This is a genomic window from Acidithiobacillus albertensis (assembly GCF_001931655.1).
GTDB classification, from domain to species: Bacteria; Pseudomonadota; Gammaproteobacteria; order Acidithiobacillales; family Acidithiobacillaceae; genus Acidithiobacillus; species Acidithiobacillus thiooxidans.
Genome location: NZ_MOAD01000001.1, coordinates 2,426,475 through 2,445,165 on the forward strand (window position 1 = coordinate 2,426,475; position 18,691 = coordinate 2,445,165).

At 54.6% G+C, this 18,691-nt stretch carries 16 protein-coding genes and 1 pseudogene; 7 read left to right on the forward strand and 10 right to left on the reverse strand.

Annotation, left to right across the window (positions count from 1 at the left end; all coding sequences use genetic code 11):
• From BLW97_RS12600 to cysM, 6 genes and pseudogenes are all read right to left on the reverse strand, one after another.
• Window positions 1-310 (reverse strand): annotated as a pseudogene (locus BLW97_RS12600) (L,D-transpeptidase); the annotation flags it as partial.
• A 52-nt stretch (window positions 311-362) separates the two neighbouring features.
• On the reverse strand, window positions 363-1,685 hold the full coding sequence (gene rlmD, locus BLW97_RS12605) for a 23S rRNA (uracil(1939)-C(5))-methyltransferase RlmD (RefSeq protein WP_075323329.1): 1,323 nt from the start codon (window positions 1,683-1,685) through the stop codon (window positions 363-365).
• Window positions 1,672-2,493, reverse strand: coding sequence for a 3'-5' exonuclease (locus BLW97_RS12610; RefSeq protein ID WP_075323330.1), 822 nt, complete (start codon window positions 2,491-2,493; stop codon window positions 1,672-1,674). The genes rlmD and BLW97_RS12610 overlap by 14 nt, the downstream gene beginning before the upstream one ends.
• Window positions 2,478-3,170 carry a DUF1318 domain-containing protein gene (locus tag BLW97_RS12615; protein WP_075323331.1) on the reverse strand — a complete coding sequence of 231 codons (693 nt, stop codon included), beginning with the start codon at window positions 3,168-3,170 and terminating at the stop codon, window positions 2,478-2,480. The genes BLW97_RS12610 and BLW97_RS12615 overlap by 16 nt, the downstream gene beginning before the upstream one ends.
• A 5-nt stretch (window positions 3,171-3,175) precedes the next feature.
• Window positions 3,176-5,164, reverse strand: coding sequence for a hypothetical protein (locus tag BLW97_RS12620; RefSeq protein WP_242947809.1), 1,989 nt, complete (start codon window positions 5,162-5,164; stop codon window positions 3,176-3,178).
• 90 nt (window positions 5,165-5,254) lie between these two features.
• Window positions 5,255-6,139 carry a cysteine synthase CysM gene (gene cysM, locus BLW97_RS12625; protein ID WP_075323333.1) on the reverse strand — a complete coding sequence of 295 codons (885 nt, stop codon included), beginning with the start codon at window positions 6,137-6,139 and terminating at the stop codon, window positions 5,255-5,257.
• Between the two features lie 96 nt (window positions 6,140-6,235).
• Here cysM and BLW97_RS12630 point away from each other — a divergent pair, with 96 nt between their 5' ends.
• Window positions 6,236-6,931, forward strand: a complete 696-nt coding sequence (locus BLW97_RS12630) for a VIT1/CCC1 transporter family protein (protein WP_010637662.1) — start codon at window positions 6,236-6,238, stop codon at window positions 6,929-6,931.
• Between the two features lie 24 nt (window positions 6,932-6,955).
• The gene (gene pgl / locus BLW97_RS12635; protein ID WP_075323334.1) at window positions 6,956-7,660 is read left to right on the forward strand and encodes a 6-phosphogluconolactonase; all 705 of its coding nucleotides are present in this window, start codon (window positions 6,956-6,958) and stop codon (window positions 7,658-7,660) included.
• A gap of 32 nt (window positions 7,661-7,692) precedes the next feature.
• On the opposite strand, the gene BLW97_RS12640 is transcribed toward pgl, so the two are convergent.
• Genes BLW97_RS12640 through glgB form a run of 3 tightly spaced genes read right to left on the reverse strand, consistent with a single transcriptional unit; the run spans window position 7,693 to window position 11,285 of the window.
• Window positions 7,693-8,625 carry an SPFH domain-containing protein gene (locus BLW97_RS12640; RefSeq protein ID WP_010637659.1) on the reverse strand — a complete coding sequence of 311 codons (933 nt, stop codon included), beginning with the start codon at window positions 8,623-8,625 and terminating at the stop codon, window positions 7,693-7,695.
• Window positions 8,601-9,062, reverse strand: coding sequence for an NfeD family protein (locus BLW97_RS12645; RefSeq protein ID WP_024892872.1), 462 nt, complete (start codon window positions 9,060-9,062; stop codon window positions 8,601-8,603). Before BLW97_RS12645 ends, BLW97_RS12640 begins: the two co-directional genes overlap by 25 nt.
• 30 nt (window positions 9,063-9,092) lie before the next feature.
• Complete coding sequence (gene glgB, locus BLW97_RS12650; RefSeq protein WP_075323335.1) at window positions 9,093-11,285, reverse strand: 1,4-alpha-glucan branching protein GlgB; 2,193 nt, start codon at window positions 11,283-11,285, stop codon at window positions 9,093-9,095.
• A gap of 195 nt (window positions 11,286-11,480) precedes the next feature.
• Here glgB and glgC point away from each other — a divergent pair, with 195 nt between their 5' ends.
• Genes glgC through murI form a run of 5 tightly spaced genes read left to right on the forward strand, consistent with a single transcriptional unit; the run spans window position 11,481 to window position 18,250 of the window.
• A complete protein-coding gene (glgC, locus tag BLW97_RS12655) occupies window positions 11,481-12,788 on the forward strand; it encodes a glucose-1-phosphate adenylyltransferase (protein WP_010637652.1) in 1,308 nt (435 codons plus the stop codon).
• 4 nt (window positions 12,789-12,792) lie between these two features.
• Window positions 12,793-14,493, forward strand: a complete 1,701-nt coding sequence (locus tag BLW97_RS12660; RefSeq protein ID WP_075323336.1) for a glycoside hydrolase family 57 protein — start codon at window positions 12,793-12,795, stop codon at window positions 14,491-14,493.
• A gap of 3 nt (window positions 14,494-14,496) precedes the next feature.
• Complete coding sequence (locus tag BLW97_RS12665) at window positions 14,497-16,524, forward strand: alpha-amylase/4-alpha-glucanotransferase domain-containing protein (protein ID WP_075323337.1); 2,028 nt, start codon at window positions 14,497-14,499, stop codon at window positions 16,522-16,524.
• Window positions 16,517-17,461 (forward strand): ROK family protein, encoded by a 945-nt coding sequence (locus BLW97_RS12670; RefSeq protein WP_010637649.1) that lies wholly within the window; start codon window positions 16,517-16,519, stop codon window positions 17,459-17,461. The genes BLW97_RS12665 and BLW97_RS12670 overlap by 8 nt, the downstream gene beginning before the upstream one ends.
• A gap of 3 nt (window positions 17,462-17,464) precedes the next feature.
• Window positions 17,465-18,250, forward strand: a complete 786-nt coding sequence (gene murI, locus BLW97_RS12675) for a glutamate racemase (protein WP_075323338.1) — start codon at window positions 17,465-17,467, stop codon at window positions 18,248-18,250.
• Here murI and BLW97_RS12680 read toward each other — a convergent pair.
• On the reverse strand, window positions 18,247-18,579 hold the full coding sequence (locus tag BLW97_RS12680; protein WP_010637645.1) for a hypothetical protein: 333 nt from the start codon (window positions 18,577-18,579) through the stop codon (window positions 18,247-18,249). The two genes, murI and BLW97_RS12680, sit on opposite strands and share 4 nt — an antisense overlap.
• Between the last annotated feature and the right edge of the window lie 112 nt (window positions 18,580-18,691).

Consider the following 18,691-nt stretch of genomic DNA (forward strand, 5'->3'; position numbering starts at 1 on the left):
GAATATAAATGTAGCGCCGGAACGTGTCGCAATACCCGCCGCGATTAAACCCGGATTCCATACCGGAAAGCCAGAGAATCCGCCCCAGTATCCAGTCCTGATGGCCGTTTTCGTCTGGATCCCTACTGGCGTCATAGCAGTCTCCCGTCCAGCGGCGTCCGCGCAGAATGGCATTAGCTGGCAATCCCGCGCCAATTTTTGCCCTGACTTGATGCCAACCGCGTGGCGTACAGGCGCTGTTACGCCTTTCTCCAAGTCCGTTAAGGGCCGTTGAAATGGGATATCGCACTGTTTCGTGCGCAGCTTTCATAACCCGCAGGTTCTGAGTAGAAACATCCACCCAAAACCAGTTTACTGGCGTTTCATTTTTCAAAAAGGGCAATGGATTCGACATGGGCAGTATGTGGAAACATGTTAATGACACCTGCTGCTTTCAGGTGATAACCACGCTCGTGCACCAGATATTCGGCATCCCGAGCCAGAGTCGCCGGATTACAGGAAACATAGACCAGACGCGACACCCCGGGAGTCAGGCTTTGTAACACTTCCATGGCGCCACTTCGGGGCGGGTCAATCAGCATTTTGTCGATAGTTCCTGCCATCTGAAAGTCACTCATCCGCGCCTGGATCAGATCAGCCACCTGATATCGGGCTTGCGCCGAGAGCCCATTGGAAGCAGCATTTTCCGAAGCCAGTGCCACCAACCGTGCATCGCCTTCAACGCCCAGCACATTCGCGCCCAAACGCGCCATGGGCAAGGTGAAGTTCCCTAAACCACAAAACAGATCAAGAATATGATCACCGGCCTGAGGACGGAGCAGAGCCATGGCACGACGCACGGTTACCTGATTGACAGACTGATTCACCTGAGTAAATACCAAAGGATCAAAACGCATCCGCAGTTGATAATCCGGCAGATCATAATGCAGGGCAGGCGGTTGTTCGGGGATCAACGGATGCAGCGTATCGGGACCACGCGGCTGCAACCAGATTTGCAGGTCGTGATCCCGCCCGAATTGACGTAAATTGATGAGATCACTGTCCGCCAGGGGACGCATATGCCGAAACACCAAAGCTACAGCGTCGGGGGTGCAAGCTACTTCAATCTGGGGAAAATCCTGGGGAGACTGCATTTTGCCAATCAGGGTCCGCAGTTCCGAAATACGCTGTCCAACGCGGGGATCCAGCACCAGACACTGATTCATATCGACCACGTAATTGCTGCTGCGTTCTCGAAAACCCACCAGAGCACCACGGGTTTTGGGAGTCCGCACCGAAAGCCGGGCCTTGCTTCGATAAGCCAAACTCGGACCAAAAATGGGCGGGAGAATTCTCTGTGGACGCACTTTTCCAATGCGCCAGAGGTTATCCTCCAACTGCCGCTGCTTGATGGCCACCTGCGCGCTCACATCCAGATGCTGCAAACTGCAACCGCCGCACAATCCAAAATGAGGACAGGGGGGTGTTACCCGCAATGAAGAAGTTTTCAGGAGCGTGACCGTTTCGGCCCGTTCAAAAGTTTTGTGATTTTCAGTGCGCCGGGCCATGACCTCTTCGCCCGGCAGGGCGCCATCGACAAAAAGCACCTTGCCGTCCACCCGGGCAACACCCCGTCCTTCTGCATCCAGGCTTTCAATGTGTACCCGCTCAGGCACTGCATCACGAATAGGCTTAGGACGCGACATGCAGGTTCTCCGGCCACAAGTCCAGAAACTCGCGGATATGGGCTTCATCACGGCCCTGTAAATAGCTGCGCAACTGGTTCTGACGCGCCTCATAAGCCAACTTGTCCAGATGCCCCCGGGTCAACTCAAAGCGCAAATGCAGCAGCGCAGTATTCAGAACGTCCACTTCGCAGTACTGGCGAATGGCTTGTTTTTCGCCCTGCTGATAATGATTCAGGACCTCCGCACCGCTCATGCCGAGTTTGCCCGGCAGCCCCAGCAACAGAGCCATGTCCTGCAAGCGCACAACATTACGCGCCTGGTAAGCAGAAAGCACATCCATAAGATCCAGATGGCGCTCATGATAACGACTGGTGTAATTATTCCAGCGATAGTTGGGTTCGTTTTGCCCCTGTTCCCAGTACCGCGTTGCCGGAATGCCGTGCAAAAAAGCCCGATAGTGCAACACCGGTAAATCAAAGGCTGCACCATTCCAGGACACCAACTGTGGAGCGTGACGCTGAATCATCTGAAAAAAAGCATGCACTAGCGTCGCTTCCGGATCCTCAATTGCGCCAAAGCTGCTGAGTTTAACCTGATCGCCCTGCCACCAAAGCGCAGAAATGGCGACCACCTGATGCAGATAAGGGCGTAAAAACTCGCTGGCACCCTGAGTTTCAATTCGGCGTTGATGCTGCAGCAATTCGGCCACTCCTGCATCATCGGCAAGATCAATACCATGCAGGCGCCGACCTCCGGAAATATCCGGAATCGTTTCGATATCAAAAACCAGAATATTCTGCAAAATGGTGTTTATTTCTTCTGCCACTGACCGCTGGCGTTCTGATACCAGTATCCTGCAGGGGCCTTGCTGATCCAGGTCTGGGCAAAAGTCTGTTGAATTTGCCCTTCCCAATCAGGATGACCATTGGCATTGGCGATTTGTTGGTAAAGATTCTGCAAGGCACTGTTATTACTACTAACCAGGCCACTGAGGCCGGCGCGGGCCTGCAAAGGCACTGCCGAAGCATCATGGATGGCAACCAACCCGTTGGCCGTCCAGCCGACGGCACCACTTTCAAAATAGGGGCGCATCTGCGCGGCAATGGATTCCAGCTGGGCGCGTGCGGCCTGCACCCCGGGACTGGAAGCATTCAGATCGGCTGCCGCCTCGGCTGGTGTACTCAATGCTGAAAAGCTCGTCGCCAGAAGATAACCGGCCACATGAGCCGGTGTCAGACGCTCAAAAGCACTGGGGGCTGGTGCAGCGGCGGGCGCAGCAGGAGCCACCTGAGCAGGCGCCGAAAGAGTGGGCGCTGTGGGCGTCGAAACCGCGCCATGGGCTGCTGCCTTGTACACTTCACCCACTACCTGATCAGCAAGACGTTTGGCAGCAGCTGCCGGAAAATAAATATTTACCGTGACGCAAGCCGAAAGCCCCATCAGCATGCCCAGCATCAGCAGTGCCTGCCAGGTTCGGTTTTTCAGCAAAGCTTGCTTCATCATTCTGTCTATTCTCCTGTGTGCATCTGCGGGCCGGTTTCCATGGCCGTTTTCAGTCTTGCCAGCAACTCATCCCAACTCACTCGGCGAGTGTACCCCACTATATCCACCCTGGGCAGTCCTTGTCCCTGCAAAATGACAAAGCCACCATTTTCCGGATGGACGCCGGAAAGTTCTGCCACGCCATTAGATAGATCAACGCCCATCCCCAGATGACTGTAACTGAAGGTATTGAACATCCGCAAAAACATGCCCTGGAAGAAGCCGCTGATCCCGTCTCCCCCGCCCAGTTTGGTAATACTCTGAACCGCCTGATAACTGATTTTTTGGGGAACCCCAGGCGTCTTGACGGTTTCAAAATGTCCCTGAAAAGCTTCTGGAGACCAGTTCAACAAGTACAGATTGCGGAGATTTCCATCCAAAACCCCGCTGATATACCCAAAATGAAAAGCGTCCGTGAGCGGCTTCAATTGCAAGCCCTGAACGGACACGTTAGCCCGCAACAACGGCATCACGCCCAGGAAATTCTGCACCTGCAGGTCACTTACCCGCAGCTTGCCGCCAAAAATACCTGCACTTAACTCTCCGCTGGTCTGTATTGTCCCGGCGTGATAGGTCAAGCGCGGAATGGAAGCCTCAATCGTGCCGGTGAAGGGCGGCCAGTGCATAATCTGCGTCAGGGATTTCATGCTCACCCCCTGCAAGTTACCCTGCATTGAAAAACCGGAATGGGGTCCCCTCCAATGACCGGAAAGCTCCTGAAAATGCAACACCCCACCTAGAAGGTGGAGATCCACCGGTTGTTGCAAGGCAAATCCCCCCGGATGCAACAGCACGCGCACGGCCAGCGGGCCTAGAGGAATATGATACAGGGTGGCGCTTTGCCAGTTAAAAACCGCCTTTTCCACGGGTACATGGGCACCCCAGGCGCCATGGCTGACGACGCCTGCCAGGCTCATTTGCTGGGTAGAAAAATCACCGTGCTGTAAATCCCAATGCACAGAACGCAAAGCCGGGTTTCCCGCCACCGAAAAATGCAAATGACCCGCCAGCAAAGCCTGTGCTGCAAAACTGCTGGCTGGCAATAACGGTTTAATCCAGGTCGTAAAAAGGGTTGCCAAGGCGACATCTGCATCCTGCAAATGCCAGTCCAGCTTACTCCCCTGAACGGGTTCACTGACGGCAAATTTTGCAGTTCCCAGATTCGGCCAATTTATCTGACCCCGCTCCAGATGCCAGCTTTTTGCCGACTGGCGCCAGCGACTCTCCATGACGACCGGTCGCACCGGCGCCGCCCAGTACCAGGGACTCCATAAAATGCCCCCCTCGTCCCAACGCAGCTGAACGTGTCCCTGCCAGTGTCCTTGCAGATGCCCATCACCCGTCAATTGTGCGGCGACATTCTGGGCTGCCTGCAACCCATCGGGACTGCTGAACTGCCCTTTGTGCAGTTGCGCCCTGAAATGAACTGCAGAAATATGTGACCAACTAGCACCCGAAGAATGCATCTGCCAAGCGAGTTCTCCGCCACTTTGCCAGTGGGCCGGGAGCAGATGCAGGGCGGCAACCCAATCGGTTAAAGCGACTTCTCCCTGGGTCTGTAATTGCCAGCGACCTGAAGCCGCACTGCGCGCAAGCAGGGTCAGCTTGCCCAATTTTGCCCCCTCCAGTAGAAAGTGCAGACTGCCCAGCCCCCCGGAACGCAGCACCTGAAAACGTCCGGTACCTTGCAAAGCTCCCCAGGGACTTCCCGAAATCGCCAGGTGCAAGGCTGAACACGACCAACCCTGCTGGGTCTGCAGGACACAGTTACCCTGTATGGCTTGCCAGGGACGTTGTTTGCCAATCTGCAAGGTTCCGGCCAGGAATTCCAGACTGGCATTTTTCCGCGCATGCGTCCGCAGCACGACCTTCAGATGCTGCGCTTGCCAGGCAGCGCCCTGAACCCGTGCCGCCGTGATTTCCAGCGTTTGCGCCCATGCCGGACCGGATAGCAAAAATCCCGCACAAAAAAATATAAGCCAATACCTGAGTCTGAACCCGGTGGTCTTTGGCAGGCGCAAGGGCTTAGAATCCTGCATAAGCACTCAGGCCGGAAAAACGCCTGTACTCAGATAGCGATCACCGCGATCGCAGATAATCGCCACCAAGACCCCAGACTCCAGGGTTTGAGCAACACGCAGCGCGGCGGCCACCGCGCCTCCAGAAGATATTCCGGCCAGTACCCCTTCATCACGCGCCAGACGCCGGGTCATGTCCTCGGCTTCCTCCTGGGTCACGTCTTCTATCTGACTGACCATCTCCCGATGGTAGATTTTTGGCAAATAGGCTTCCGGCCAACGGCGAATACCAGGAATTTTAGCTCCTTCAGCGGGTTGTACGCCGACAATCTGAATATCCGGAGAGACCGTCCGCAAGTAGCGGGAGGTACCCATGATCGTCCCGGTGGTACCCATGGAGGATACAAAATGGGTGATGCTGCCGCGTGTATCCCGCCAGATTTCCGGCCCCGTACTGAGATAATGGGCTTCCGGATTATCGGGATTGGAAAACTGGTCAAGCATGAAGCCTTCTCCGGCGGCCACCATTTGCCGGGCCAAATCAATAGACCCTTCAATACTGCGTTCAGCTGGCGTCAAAATGACCTCAGCGCCATAGGCCCGCATCACCTGACGCCGCTCGATGCTCATGTTTTCCGGCATAATCAGGGTCATCGGGATCTTCCGCACCGAAGCCGCCATGGCCAGAGCAATGCCGGTATTGCCGCTGGTGGGTTCAATCAATCGGGTGGAAGTCGTGATGGTGCCGCGCTCCAGAGCCCGCCGGATCATGTTCATGGCTGGGCGGTCCTTGACGGAACCTGCCGGATTATTCCCCTCCAGCTTGCCAAAAATATGGACACCCGCTCTGGGTGCCAAACTCCTGAATTCGCAAAGCGGGGTATTCCCCACCCAATCTTCCAATCCGCCCATTTGCTTCTCCTTGCCTGAACATGACGCCATCATAGACCCAAGCCCTAAACCGGGGCTATCCTGAATCCCCTTCAAGTCGGGATTGGAATCCTTGGAATGGAAAACAACCACACAGAAAGTCACGAGAAAAACACGGGTTGGCTGCGTGCTGGCGTGCTGGGTGCAAACGATGGTCTCCTTTCTACTGCAGGACTGCTCAGTGGAGTCATTGCGGGTCAGGCCAATCATGATCAGATTCTGCTGGCCGGAGTTGCCGCCCTGTTATCCGGAGCGCTGTCCATGGCTGCCGGTGAATATGTTTCCGTCAGCTCTCAGCGCGACAGCCAGAAAGCGCAGCTGCGGCAGGAAGCCCATGAGATAAAGCAAAATCCTGAACTGGAACAACTCGAACTTTGTCGAATTTATATGGACCGGGGCCTGGATGAAGCTCTGGCACGGCAAGTTTCTTTTCAATTGATGCAGCGTGATCCTCTTGAAGCGCATGCGCGGGAAGAGTTGGGCCTGACTGAAGTCGCTGAAGCGCGCCCTGTTCAGGCGGCATTAGCCTCCGCTGTTTCTTTTGTGAGCGGCGCGGTACCGCCGGTTCTGATCGGCGCTTTTGTCCCGCACGCCTATGCGCTACCCATGCTCTTTGTAAGCACATTGATTCTTTTAGTCATACTGGGGGTCATTTCTGCCAAACTGGGTGGATCAAACCCTTTGAAGGGTGCCTTGAGAATCCTGTTTTGGGGCACAGTCGCACTCGCCTTTACGGCACTGATCGGTCACCTTCTCGGTCAGGCTATCGGCTAGGACTATTTTTCGGAGGTATTCAGCATGCTGGAAGAAATCTCACTACCAAGATGGCATATTTATCCAGACCAGGAACAGATCAGTACCCATCTTGCGGCGGCCATCACCCGCATGGCGGCCGAGGCCATCGCCCTGCGCGGTGCTTTTCACTTGGTGGTAGCGGGAGGCAATACGCCACGTGCCACTTATGCCCGGCTGCCGTCCATGGGCCGCGACTGGCAACGCTGGCATATTTATCATGGCGATGAGCGCTGCCTGCCACCCGAAGATCCCGAACGTAATAGTCTGATGCTTGCACAAACCTGGTTGTCCCAGGTACCCATTCCAGGCGCCCAGATTCATACCATACCCGCCGAAGCGGGAGCCAGTGAAGCGGCCCGCCGCTATGCTGCCATTCTGCCCGCACAACGTTTTGATTTGGTTCTTTTGGGTTTGGGGGAGGATGGACATACGGCCAGTTTGTTTCCCGGACATGACTGGGGACAGGAAAAAAGCAGTTCTTCCACCCTCAGTATTCTGGATGCTGCTAAAGCCCCACCGCAGAGAGTCAGCCTCAGCGCCTGGCGACTGCGCCACACGCACGCCCTGTTTTTTCTGGCCTGCGGCTCAGGAAAGCAGGATGCCATTGCTTCCTGGTTACGCGGTGAAAACATTCCTGCAGCGGTGGTGGGTCGTGGCGCGGATGTTTGGCTGGATAAGGCTGCGTGGCCGGAAAGTCTGCCCAAGTAGTTTACTCTATACGAACCTCACTATAGGCGTGGTCAATCCGCCGCAGCCGTTTTCTGCGACTGCTTAACCATAGAAAGCGCCGTACCCACCAAAGCGCCAATATTGCCGAGATCGGAGGGAATCACCAAGCTGGTACTGCTCTTGGCCAAATATCCCCACTTTTCGATGTAGTCCTTGGCGAGCTGCATTTGCAGGGCTTCGTAGCCTCCGGGTTCACGGGCTGCCGAACCAATAACCCGGATGGCTTCGGCGGTAGCCTCGGCAACCAGTTGAATGGCCTTGGCTTCACCTTCGGCACGCAATACTTCCGCCTGTTTGCGGCCATCTGCCACATTGATGTCCTGTTGCCGCTGACCTTCAGAAGTGTTGATTTGCTGCTGTCTTTGTCCTTCGGATTTGGCAATCAGGGCGCGCTTTTCCCGCTCTGCGGTAATCTGCAGTTCCATGGCGCGGATGATTTCCTGGGGTGGGGTGATATCCCGTATTTCGTAGCGGAGCACCTTGACGCCCCAGTTCAGGGCCGCTTCATCCACCGAAGCCGCCACCGCCGTATTGAGCAGCTGCCGGGAAGACAGGGCTGCATCCAGATGCAACTTGCCGATTTCTGAACGCATGGTGGTTTGTGCCAACTGGATGACCGCAGTAAAGGGGTTGCTCGAACCATAAGCCGCCTTGACGGAATCCGTAATTTGCAAATAGAGAATCCCGTCTACCGTCATGGTGGTGTTATCAAAGGAAATACAGGCCTGCGCGGGCACTTCCATGGGTACTTCGCGCATATCAAAACGAAAGGCCACACGGTCCAGAAAAGGAATAATAAAATTCAGGCCCGGCTCCAGAACAGCGTGATATTTACCAAGTCTTTCAACCACCCAGGCACGCTGCTGGGGAACCACCCGGATGGTGGTGCGTAAAATCAGAAAAGCCGCGACAATAACAATCAGGATGATGATGAGGGAGGACATAAAGACTCCTTGTCGGAGGGTTGCCGGGGTAGCACCCCTAAATGTAGCAGGTTATCGGTCTTGCCCACGATCACGGCGCGATCACCGGCACAGGGGGCCGGGCCATCATCTACCACCGCCATCCATTCGCTGCCCCGGTAACGCACCGTATAATGTTCATTCTGGTCAGGACCACGAATCACATCCACGCCCTGACCCAAATCAAAATCCGTCAGTCCCTGAGATTTTCCGGCGAGGCGGTGGCGCAGCCACATTCCGGCAGGCAACAACACCAGACAGAAGCCCAGAAACACCCAGTGCAAAACCGCGCCAGGCAGCACCAACCCGGTAATGGCGGTAAACAAGGCGGCTAGAGCCACCGCCGCCAGATAAAAAGTTCCGGTGAACAATTCGGATATTCCCGCTGCGAAAGCAATAATGACATAAATATAAAGCATGCTAATCACCCACGCCGGGAGTCATTCTCCTCAGTCCATTTGCAAAAACAGTGCTGCCAGGGGCGGCAGAGTCAATTCCAGTGAACAGGGTAATCCCATCCAGCTCCGCGCTTCGGCAAACAGCGGAAGGTTACCCACATTACTGCCCTGATACGCCGCTGCATCACTATTGAAAATTTCCCGGTAACGCCCGGACTCTGGAACGCCGATACGATAATTTTTGCGCAGTACCGGGGTAAAATTGAACACGGCCAGAATAAAAGCACCGTTGCGATCGCGGCGCAGAAAGCTGAGTATAGACTGGTCCGCGTCATGACAATCCACCCAGGCAAAACCCTCCGGGGCAAAATCCAGGTCATAAAAAGCTGGCAGGTCGCGGTACAGGTGCCCGAGATCCCGACTCAGCCACTGTATCCCCTGATGCCAGGGTATTTGCAGCAAATCCCAGTCCAGGGCTTTTCCACAATTCCACTCCGTTCCCTGAGCAAATTCATTGCCCATGAAATTCAGTTTTTTACCCGGATGAGCACACTGATAACTGAGCAGCAGACGTAAATTGGCAAAACGCTGCCAGGTATCGCCAGGCATTTTATCCAGCAAAGAGTATTTTCCATGCACCACCTCGTCATGAGAGAGGGGCAGTACAAAATTTTCTGCGTACGCATATAGCTGACTGAAGGTCAGATCATTCTGATGAAAACGCCGATAAACCGGATCCTGCTGCATGTAGGACAGGGTGTCATTCATCCAGCCCATATTCCATTTCATGGAAAAACCCAGCCCGCCCACATAGGTAGGGCGGGAGACCATGGGCCAGGAGGTCGATTCTTCAGCAATGGTCAAAATACCCGGATAGCGCTCATTGAGCACCACATTCATTTCCCGTAGAAAATCAATGGCTTCAAGATTCTCCCTGCCACCGTACTGGTTGGGAATCCATTCTCCCTCGTTCCGGGAATAATCCCGGTAGAGCAGGGAGGCCACCGCATCTACCCGCAAACCATCAATATGAAAACTGTCCGCCCAATAGCAGGCATTAGCCAGCAGAAAATTACGGACTTCGTTGCGGCCAAAGTTGAAAATATACGTTCCCCAGTCACGGTGTTCACCTTCACGGGGGTCTGCATATTCATATAAAGCGGTGCCATCAAAACGGGCCAGTCCCCAGTCATCCTTGGGGAAATGCCCCGGCACCCAATCCAGCAGCACGCCAATACCGGCCTGATGAAAAGCATCTACAAAGGCCCGAAAACCATCCGGGTTCCCGAAGCGGCTGGTCGGTGCATAATAACCGCTGACCTGATACCCCCAGGATTCGTCCAGAGGATGCTCCATCACCGGCATCAGTTCGATATGGGTGTAACCCATGTTCTGCACATAGCGCAGCAGGCGTTCGGCAAGCTCGGCATAGCCCAGAAAGTCCCCTTTCTCGTCGCGCTGCCAGGATCCTAAATGCACTTCGTAAATATTCATCGGGGCGTGCTGCCAGTCGGCCTGCGTCCGCGCAGTCATCCAGTCCTGATCCTTCCAGACATGCTGACTATCCACTACCCGGGCTGCAGTACTTGGACGTCTTTCAAAAGCATTGGCATAAGGATCGGTTTTCACAAAAACCGCGCCGGACTCCCGGTGGCGGAGCTCAAACTTGTAGATTTCACCCAATTCCAGTCCGGGAATGAACAATTCCCAGAGGCCACTCATTCCCCGGACCCGCATCGGGTGATAACGACCATCCCAGTGATTAAAATCGCCAACGACACTGACCCGCTCCGCATTGGGTGCCCAAACGGTAAACAAAACGCCTTCGACACCTTCATGATAACGACGATGGGCACCCAGATGTCGATAGGCTTCATATAATCGGCCTTCACTGAACAGGTAAACTTCCAGATCGCCCAGCACCGGACTGAACACGTAGGGATCATAAGCTTCGTGTGTGCCCAGGGAATCCTGCCAGCGGTAACAATAGGGGGTGGGTAGGCTATCTCCGGTATGAATAAAAATCCCGTCGGGATGCTGCATGGTCATCAGCACCCATCCCTGCGGGGTTTGCAGCTCTACCTGAGCGGCCCCTGGCAGAAAAACGCGCTGCACAGCTTGATTGTCGTTACCGATCCGGTGCTGCCCCAACCAGGCGAAGGGATCGTGATGACGGGCCTCGCGAATGGCTATTTCATCATGATTCCAATCTTCGCCATGATTTTTTTTTGGTAATTTCGTCACCACAATCTCCTTTTCATCATTGTGATTGAGGAGCCACTCCCACTAAGAGCATAACACATCGCCGGAAAAGACCATTGTCCCCTTTGAGTGCTTGCCGACATCCTCCAAGTTCAGTACCTTTAAACCGAAAGCACGGGGGAATCCTGTCTATACTCCAGGTCAGGTGTAATACCAGTGCCCGACAAGGAGAAGAGCATGTCCGAAGAAAACCAGAGTGGCCCCAGCAATTCCCCGCGCTTTGTCAGTAACCTGACCAAAAATACCCTCGCCCTGGTCCTGGCGGGTGGTCGTGGTAGTCGCCTTGGACCATTGACCGACTGGCGCGCCAAGCCCGCCGTGCCTTTCGGGGGCAAATTCCGCATCATTGATTTTTGTTTATCCAACTGCATGAACTCCGGCATTCGCCGTATTGGTGTGCTGACCCAGTACAAAGCGCACAGCTTGATTCGTCACATTCAGCTGGGCTGGGGATTCCTGAGAGGCGAGTTCAGCGAGTTTATTGAAATCCTCCCTGCCCAACAGCGTATGAATACCGGCTGGTACAAGGGAACCGCAGACGCGATTTTTCAGAATATTGACATTTTGCGTGCCCATCGGCCGCGTTATGTGATTGTTCTCGCTGGTGACCATATTTATAAAATGGACTATGGTCAGATGCTCGCCGAGCATGTACAAAGTCAGGCAGATATGAGCGTCGCCTGCATTGAGGTCCCTTTGGAAGAAGCCAAAGGTTTTGGGGTCATGACCGTCAACCACGAAGATCGGGTGACCGGTTTCACCGAAAAACCCAGCGATCCCACCCCCACACCCAACAACCCCGACCGTGCGCTTGCGAGCATGGGTATTTATGTTTTCAACACGGATTTTTTGTATGAACAGCTCATCCGCGATGCGGACAGTCGCGAGTCCAGCCATGATTTTGGCAACGATCTGATCCCCTACATGGTGTCACGCTATCGGGTCATGGCTCACCGCTTCCGTAACAGCTGTATTTCCAGCAATGAGGGCAAGGCCAGTCGTTGCTACTGGCGGGATGTCGGTACGGTTGACGCCTATTGGGCTGCCAACATTGATCTGGTGCATGTAACCCCGGATCTGGATTTATACGACAGCCGCTGGCCCATCTGGACGTATCAGGAACAACTCCCGCCTGCCAAATTTGTCTTTGACGACGAAGGAAGACGTGGCATGGCCCTGGACAGTATTGTCTCGGGGGGTTGTATCATCAGTGGGGCTACGGTCCGTCGTTCCCTGCTGTTTTCCAATGTCCGGGTTAATGATGGCCACACCCTCATCGAAGATTCGGTGATTTTGCCCAACGTGCGCATGGGTGAAGGGGCTCGCCTGCGTAAAGTCGTCGTCGACAAGGGTACTATCATCCCTGACGGGCTGGTGGTGGGCGAAGATCCTGCCGAAGACGCCCGCCGCTTTTATCGAACGCCCAATGGCGTCACTCTGATTACTCCGGAGTTACTAGGCCAGCAACTACATTTTGTGAGGTGACCTTATGCCCCCCGCACGCGCACTTCATGTCATTTTCTGCTGGCATATGCACCAGCCCGATTATCGCAATGCAGATGGGCAATACGCATTACCCTGGACTTACCTGCACGCCTGCAAAGATTATGCAGACATGATCGCGCATTATGAGGAAAACCCCATGGCTCGGGGTGTATTCAACTGCGTGCCTATTCTGGTTGAGCAAATTGAAGATTACACCAGCCAATTTGAAAGCGGGCATTTTCGCGACCCTCTACTCATCGCCCTGGCCAGCCCTGATCTAAAAAGCCTGAACAACGAGCAACGTCATCACCTCATGGAGCAATGTTTTCGTCTGGATCCGGAACATATGCTGAATCCCTTTCCCGGATACCGCCGGCTGCATGAAATCTATACCATCATGCACAGTGATCCGGCGGAGCTTTCTGACTATTTGTCCATTCAGTTTCTGGCCGATCTGCTGGTCTGGTATCACCTGGCCTGGACCGGTGAAACGGTGCGGCGCGGCAGCCCGCTCATTCAGAAGTTGATGGACAAGGGACACGGTTTCACGCTCGCAGACCGGCAGGATTTACTGCAATTTATCGGTAAGCTGATCGGCGGACTGATTCCCCGTTACCGCGCCCTGGCAGAAGCAGGACGTATCGAAATATCCACCACCCCCTACTACCACCCCATTGGCCCCCTGATGCTGGACTTTGCCGCCGCACGGGAAGCCGTCCCCGATGCGCCATTGCCCGAATCCCCCGAGTATCCCGGCGGGGCCGAGCGTGCGCGCTGGCATATTAAACGCGCTCAGACTTATCATCCGCAACATTTCGGCATTGCCGCCCGGGGCATGTGGCCAGCAGAGGGGGGGGTTTCTGCCGCCTTCGTCAAAATGCTGGGTGAGGCTCAAGTGACCTGGACGGCTTCGGGAGAAGGCGTACTCACGCATAGCCTGCTGCGCAGCGATGACGATTCGGCACCACGCGGTCGGGCCGAATATTTATACAAGGCTTATCGCCTCGAAAATCAGGGACCGGCGCTGTTTTTTCGGGATGACGCGCTCTCTGACACCATCGGTTTTGACTATAAAACCTGGTTTGGCCACGATGCAGTCATCGATTTCGTGCATAAGCTCGAAGCCATCTGGCGCCAGACGGAAGATCAGGATCATCCCGTTGTCAGCATTATTCTTGATGGAGAAAATGCCTGGGAATACTACCCCTACAATGGCTACTATTTTCTTTCCGAGCTCTACCGATCCCTTTCCAATCATCCCCATATCAAAATGTGTACCTTCAGCGACTATGTCCAGGACCATCCGGAAGCCATCAAAAGCATTCCGGATCTTGCCGCCGGGAGTTGGGTCTATGGCAATTTCAGCACCTGGATTGGCGATGGAGCCAAAAACCGGGCCTGGGATATGCTCTGCACCGCCAAGCAGGATGTTGACCAGCATTTTGCCGGACTCACCCCCGAACTGCAGGAAGAAATCACTGAACAGTTAGGTCGCTGCGAGGGCTCGGACTGGTTCTGGTGGTTCGGGGATTACAATCCTGCCGATTCGGTCAGGGATTTTGATCACCTGTTCAGGATGAACCTGCGCAAACTTTATAACCTGATGCAAATTTCTCCTCCAGAAACCCTCAACGAACCCATCAGTCATGGTGGGGGACCCACCGAATCTGGAGGTACCATGCGCCGCACCCATATGGAAGGATAAGCAATGACCCACAGCACCCCCCTCCTCCTGGGCGTCCACGCCCATCAGCCGGTTGGTAATTTTCCGCAGGTGATTGATGACGCCGTACTGCGCTGTTATCACCCCTTTCTTGAAGCCATGCATCGCTTTCCTGAATTTCCCTTTGCCATTCATATCAGCGGCTGGTTACTCCAATATATGGTGCAACAGCACCCCAACACCATAAAACTGCTGCAGGAAATGGTCACCCGCCAGCAGGCGGAGCTGGTGGGCGCCGGGGACACCGAACCGGTGCTGGCGGCTATTCCCCATGCAGATCGCATCACCCAACTGGAAGCCATGGCCGACCGACTGGACAAAAATTTCGGACAGCGCCCGGTGGGTGCCTGGCTGACCGAGCGCGTTTGGGATCCCAGCGTGGTCCCCGCCCTGCAAGAGGCGGGAATCCAATATGTGATGGTGGATGATTATCACTTTCTCTGCGCTGGGGCTTCTACCGACCAACTTGGCAGCTTTCATCGCACCGAAGAAAATGGTCAGGCTATTGATGTTTTTCCTATTTCCGAAGCCTTGCGTTATCGCCTGCCTTTCTCGGAGGCCGCTGCTGCAGTCACTTATATCGAAGAAATATCCGCGCATAATCCGGGTAGCGCCGGGATTTATTTTGATGACATCGAAAAGTTCGGGGTCTGGCCGGAGACTTATAGTTGGGTTTATGAAAAAGGCTGGCTGGAACAGTTTCTCCAGGGCGTCCTGAATTCTCCACACATTCAACCCATGCATTTCAAGGATTATCTGCACCAGCATCGACCCCAGGGTATGATTTATCTGCCCACGGTGTCCTACAGTGAAATGAACGAATGGACACTGGCACCGGATGCTGCCCGCAACTACGCGGCTTTTCTGGAACAGGAAAAGGCTGCGGGCCGCCTGGACTTACGCAAGCCACTCATCCGTGGCGGGATATGGAAAAACTTTCTGACCCGTTATCCCGAGTCCAACTGGATGCAAAAACGCATGCTGCAATTATCCCAGCGCTTTCATGCTTTGCCCAAGCGTCAGCAAAGTAAGCAGATGCGTGCGGATTTACATGAAACCCAAGCCAATGATGCCTATTGGCACGGGCTGTTTGGCGGCATTTATCTGCCGCACCTGCGCCGTGCGGTGTACCAGGCCATGGTACGACTGGAGGCGCAGCTCGATAAAATCCAGGAACGTCCGGGTTTACAGTTCATTGACGTGGATATGGATGGTCATGAAGAGCTGTATTATCACAATGACCATCAACAGCTAATCATTCGCCCGACACCCGCCGCCGCCGTGGCCGAGTGGGATTGTTACAAACTGCATCACAATCTTGGCGACACCCTGGCACGACGCGACGAGGCCTACTACGACAAAATTCGTCACGGGGCAGTGGATCATGCGACTCCCAGTGAAGGCATTGCTTCCGCCCATGACCGCATCAGCTTCAAAACAGAAATTACGGCAGAAGATCTGCTTGCCGACACCGCCCCCTGTCACAGTTTTCAGGAGTGGCTGGATAATGTCGCAGTCACATATCCGGAAAACAGCATCGTTCAGGATACTCCCCACTTTACGGGCGGTGTCGCTGACAGCTGGGCAGTCAGTAAAGCCTACAGCCTCACCCATAAAGGACTGATGGTGCATTTCCGGATAGAATCACCAGCTTCCCAACAAAATGTGGAGTCTCACCATTTTCAGACTCGGCTATTTCTGGCCATGCCCAGTTGTGATGGGCCGGCGGGACAGTTTTTTGCGGATGAGCAATCCCAGGGTGGCTTCGGACTTCCCATCCAGGGTAAAAAAACCCGACAAATAGTGCTGGAAGATGCCGTAATGGGCGGTAAAATCACCCTCCATTGCAATCCGCCTGCGCGCTGGGAGGCTGCGCCCCATATGACCGTTTCCCAATCCGAAGCGGGCTTTGAAAAAATCATGCAGGCCCTGCAACTGGATTTTTACTGGGACCTGACGGCTGGCAAGACGCAACATATTGAGATACTGACGGAGATCATCGCCGATGACTGAGCAGCTGACCATTGGTGTTGATGTCGGTGGCACCAATTTACGTTTTGGGGTTTTCCGGGGCAATGATTGTCTGGACAGTATTCGCCATGAAGTCGATCTGCACGCCAAATGCGCTGCGGCAGCCGATTCAGAAAGCGCTGCCCAACTGTTTACAGATTTGCTCGAAGCGGGTATCGCCCAGCTTCGCCATCAATATCCGGAAATTGTTCGTGTCGGGGTGGCCGTGCCCGGTTTTGTGAATGCCAAAGGCGTATTACTGCAATCCCCCAACATTCCGCAACTCATCCACTTTGATTTGCAAAGCGCCGTCCAGAACGCCTGCCAACTACCCGTACTCATCGAAAATGATGCTAATGCTGCCGGATATGGCGAATTCTGGGAAGAAAAACAGGAAAATCCCGAATTGCGCGATCTCTTGTACGTCGGCCTGGGTACCGGTGTCGGTGGTGGGTGGGTCCATAACGACCGCCCCTGGCGCGGTGAACATGGAACCGCCATGGAGATAGGGCACATCATCGTGGTCCCCGGCGGAAGACGATGTGGCTGTGGTAATCAGGGTTGCCTGGAACAATATGCCTCGGCACGCGGAATCCAGTCCAGTTATGTGGAACTGACCGGCACAGCACCGGATACTGCCGTTATTGCCCAGATGGCCTGCGATGGGCGCCCCGAAGCCAGTCAAACCTTTCAGATGGCCGGTGATTATCTGGGACAAGCCCTGGCCAGCATTTTGAAGGTTGCCGATGTCCGGGTCATTCGGGTGGGAGGCGGGGTTAGTGCGGCCTGGGATTGTTTTGCACCAGCACTCATGCAACGCCTGGACGCCGATCTGATTCCCGCGCTACGCGGCGAGGTGGAAGTCAAACGCGGTAATGATGATGATCTCGCCGGAATGCGCGGGGTCGCCCTGCTGGCCGATCAGGAACTCAGCCAATAACTAATGCGTATCGGAGTTTTTGATTCTGGACTGGGTGGTCTCAGCACCCTGCTCTCCTGCCTGCGTTATTTGCCGAATGCCCATTTTTTGTTTTACGGCGATAGCGCTCATAGTCCCTATGGCGACAAAACCACCGGCGAAGTACAACAATGGACGGAAGATGCTTACGCCTGGTTTGTCCGGCAAGGCGTAGATGCCGTGGTACTGGCTTGCAACACGGCTACCAGCGCGGCAGCCATCCCTCTGCGGGAATATGCGGACGTGCCCATCATTGGCATTGAACCCGCCATCAAAAAAGCGCTGATGCTTTATCCCGAAGGCAGGATTCTCCTGCTGGCCACAGCCATGACCGTCACTGGTGAAAAACTGCGTAATCTCTTGACGCAATTACCAAATGCCGAACAACGCGTGCAGCCTCTTGCTTGCCCGGGTCTGGCAGAACGCATTGAATCCCAGAGCAATGACTGGCAGCAGCAAGTCCAGGAGTATCTGCACAATCATGTTCTGCCTTTTTACTCGACAGACACCCAAGTCATTGTGCTGGGCTGCACCCATTACTGCTGGATCAGCAACTGGCCATCAGAACTGAACGGACGGAATATTCCCACCCTGGATGGAAATGATGGCGTGGCGCGGCAATTATGTCGCAGGCTCGACATGCAGAGACTCCCGGACACGCCACCTGATTTACCCGTTGAAGCATCGATTGATTTTTATTTTACCGCCGACGCGGCTGAAAAGACGCAAGTTGCCCGTCGCCTGCTGCGCGCTCACGGGGTCAAAACCTAGTCCATCTGGACCCCATGATCCGTCAACTTCACGCCATATTTTTTGGCCTGAGCCTCACCCTGGGCGTAAGCCAGATTAGCCAGTTCCTCGGCATGCTTGGCCTTGACCACGGCCTCATCATATTTACCGGCTTTGTCTGCGGCTTCGGCTTCCTTATAAACTTTCGGGGTGGAAAGCCACAAATAATGCACGGCTGAAGTTTTTGCCATGGCCGTCTTGGCCGCCGCCAACGCCTGCTGCGCGTCTGTAGCGGTAACCGTCGCCGCCGTCGCAAAACCCGCCATCGTCAGGGTGCCTGCTGCCATCACACTCATCAATACACGCTTCATAAATGCACCTCCCTCTACAAACCTTGTTCAGAATGAAACCACCGACCGGACATTACTCCGATGCACAATCCAGCAAAATCTGTTCCTTCTTTGTAAGCATCTGAAAAAATGG

Coding starts and splice junctions, on each gene's coding strand:
- rlmD (WP_075323329.1), bottom strand. CDS start 1,685: ATGTCGCGTCCTAAGCCTATTCGTGATGCAGTGCCTGAGCGGGTACAC.
- BLW97_RS12615 (WP_075323331.1), bottom strand. CDS start 3,170: ATGATGAAGCAAGCTTTGCTGAAAAACCGAACCTGGCAGGCACTGCTG.
- cysM (WP_075323333.1), bottom strand. CDS start 6,139: ATGGGCGGATTGGAAGATTGGGTGGGGAATACCCCGCTTTGCGAATTC.
- BLW97_RS12630 (WP_010637662.1), top strand. CDS start 6,236: ATGGAAAACAACCACACAGAAAGTCACGAGAAAAACACGGGTTGGCTG.
- pgl (WP_075323334.1), top strand. CDS start 6,956: ATGCTGGAAGAAATCTCACTACCAAGATGGCATATTTATCCAGACCAG.
- BLW97_RS12640 (WP_010637659.1), bottom strand. CDS start 8,625: ATGTCCTCCCTCATCATCATCCTGATTGTTATTGTCGCGGCTTTTCTG.
- BLW97_RS12645 (WP_024892872.1), bottom strand. CDS start 9,062: ATGCTTTATATTTATGTCATTATTGCTTTCGCAGCGGGAATATCCGAA.
- glgC (WP_010637652.1), top strand. CDS start 11,481: ATGTCCGAAGAAAACCAGAGTGGCCCCAGCAATTCCCCGCGCTTTGTC.
- BLW97_RS12660 (WP_075323336.1), top strand. CDS start 12,793: ATGCCCCCCGCACGCGCACTTCATGTCATTTTCTGCTGGCATATGCAC.
- BLW97_RS12665 (WP_075323337.1), top strand. CDS start 14,497: ATGACCCACAGCACCCCCCTCCTCCTGGGCGTCCACGCCCATCAGCCG.
- BLW97_RS12670 (WP_010637649.1), top strand. CDS start 16,517: ATGACTGAGCAGCTGACCATTGGTGTTGATGTCGGTGGCACCAATTTA.
- murI (WP_075323338.1), top strand. CDS start 17,465: ATGCGTATCGGAGTTTTTGATTCTGGACTGGGTGGTCTCAGCACCCTG.
- BLW97_RS12680 (WP_010637645.1), bottom strand. CDS start 18,579: ATGAAGCGTGTATTGATGAGTGTGATGGCAGCAGGCACCCTGACGATG.